The sequence below is a fragment of the Mesoflavibacter zeaxanthinifaciens subsp. sabulilitoris genome (assembly GCF_014191595.1).
Lineage (GTDB): Bacteria > Bacteroidota > Bacteroidia > Flavobacteriales > Flavobacteriaceae > Mesoflavibacter > Mesoflavibacter zeaxanthinifaciens.
In genome coordinates this window covers 1-1409 of record NZ_JACHWV010000015.1, presented here as the reverse complement: position 1 = coordinate 1409, position 1409 = coordinate 1, and the positions used below count along the sequence as shown (strand labels likewise).

General features: G+C 35.1%; 1 protein-coding gene and 1 pseudogene. Both read right to left on the bottom strand.

Annotated elements, in window-relative coordinates:
- Positions 1-1058: pseudogene (locus FHS04_RS14275) on the bottom strand (PD40 domain-containing protein); the annotation flags it as partial.
- Positions 1059-1080: 22 nt separating this feature from the next.
- On the bottom strand, positions 1081-1409 hold a 329-nt coding region (locus FHS04_RS14270; protein WP_183408385.1), incomplete at its 5' end, for a type IX secretion system membrane protein PorP/SprF.

Sequence of the window (1409 nt, the reverse complement as noted above, 5' to 3'; positions counted from 1 at the left end):
CCTGTAGAAGAGAAATAAAGTGTGTTATCACTACTAATGTATGGGAACATTTCTTGTCCTTCGGTATTTACCTTTTGACCTAAGTTTTCTGGTGTACCTACATTTCCGTTTGCATCTAATGTTGCTTTGTAAATATCAAACTTACCATATCCTCCTGGCATATCACTTGCAAAGTAAATCATGCTTCCGTCTGCGCTTACACTTGGGTTTTTAATCGAGTAGTTTGGACTATTGATTGATAAGGCTTCTACCTCGCTAAAACCATCACTGTCTTTTGTAGCTTTAAACAGATGTAATACACTATACTTTGTGTTAGATAAACTGTCTTTTTCATAGATGTTTTCAAAGAAACTTTCTCTTGAAAAATACATGGTTTTTCCGTCTGGTGTAAAGCTTACAATACCTTCGTGGTATTTAGTGTTAATATCTCCGTCTAAAAGCTCTTCTCCTTGGTAAGTCCCATCTTCTGCTAAGGTATATTCGTAGATGTCTAAAAATGGTTCTTCGTTCCATCCGTATTTTTTACGGTTATCATTTCTAGAGCTAGTAATGTATAGTTTACCATCTTGAAGCGTACCTCCAAAATCTGATGTAGCTGTGTTGATGTCTAAGTTTTGTACGTTAAAGGTTTTTCCTTTATCTAAGATTTTTGATAAATAATCTGGGTTAGACTTGTACATCATTGCTCTGTCATCTGATGGCTTCATTGCAGCAAACTTATCCATTTGCGTATTTGATGCTTCATACTTTCCGTTTGCTTTTAGCATTTCTGAATACTTGTAGATCATCTCTGCATCGTTTGCTCCTGCTTCAAATGCTTTAGCATACCACTTTTCGGCTGCTTCGGTACTATAGATATTGTAGTTGGCTTCTGCTAATTGTGAGTAGACATAAGCATCGGCTTCTCCTTTTTCTACTAATTTATTGTAGGCTTCTATAGCATCTACAAATTGGTACTTAGCAAAAAGTTTATCGGCTTTTTTTGTGGCACTGTTTTGAGCAGTTAGACTAAAACTGCTTATTAAGGCACAAACTATAAATAATTGTATATGTTTCATTGTTCTTGGTTAGCTTATCTGATTAGAAATAACGTGGTGATCTTGATACTTTTCTTGGTAGATTGATATCAAAGTTGATAAATATCTCATGGGATGAGTTAGTTACAACATCTAATTGTGAGTTAACACTGTCATATGCATAACCGATTCTTAAGTTTGGTGCTACTAAAAAGTTAACCATACCACTAAACGAATCGTCTAAACGGTAACCTGCGCCTACCTCTACAAAATCATACATAAATAGGTTTAGGTTTATATCGTAAGTCACTGGTGAGCTAAATGCTAGCTTTGTCATTACATGTGGCTTTAACTTAAAGTTTTCTGATAAGTCAAAAACATATCCTGCTGCTA